Here is a 686-nt window from a genome sequence, read left to right on the forward strand (position 1 = left end):
GGCTCTCCTCCACCGCCCGCTCCAGCGCGCGCAGCGTCCGCGCCCACTGCGGCCGCACCAGCTCCTCCAGCGTCTCGGCGAAGGCCTCCGTCCAGCGCTGGCGCAGCCACAGGAGCGCCGTGTCCACCGCCGCCAGCTGGTGCACGCAGAACGTCGCGCCGCACGAGCAGTCCACCGCCACCGCCGTGGGGCTGAACGTCAGCCGCGCGTCCGGCAGGATGAAGACGCTGCCCGCCGGGCCCACCGGCTGCTCGGAGATGCGCGTCTCCTTGAGGCGGAAGCCGGGCAGGTCCGGCTCCTCCACCAGCGCCTCCAGCGACAGGGCGCGCGACGGGCGCGGCGCGACACTCGACGGCAGCAGGGCCCGCCACGCGAGCAGCATCCCGTGGACGCGGTGCGTGCGCGGCTCGGCGGGAGGGGTGAGCCGCTCGGCCAGCGACGCGCGCGCCTCGGCCACGGCCGCCCGCTCGTCCTCCACGTAGCGCCAGGCGAGCCTTGGCAGCAGGTCGCGCATGCGCGGGGTGGGCAGCATCTCCGCCGTCCACCGGTCGAGCGAGTCCGCGGCCAGCAGCTCCACCAGCCGCCTGCGGGAGATGACCGCGCGCACCTGCGGCAGGTACGCGGCCTCCACGCGCGGGGTGAGCAGCGCCAGGCTCAGCCGCGCCAGGTGCTCCAGGCCCTCCGCC

The 686-nt window shown here is 76.7% G+C and carries 1 pseudogene; it reads right to left on the bottom strand.

Features of this window, described 5'->3' with window-relative positions:
- Positions 1 to 686: pseudogene (locus tag D7V97_RS43455) on the bottom strand (ATP-dependent helicase); the annotation flags it as partial.

The organism is Corallococcus sp. CA053C, from assembly GCF_003611675.1.
Classification (GTDB): domain Bacteria; phylum Myxococcota; class Myxococcia; order Myxococcales; family Myxococcaceae; genus Corallococcus.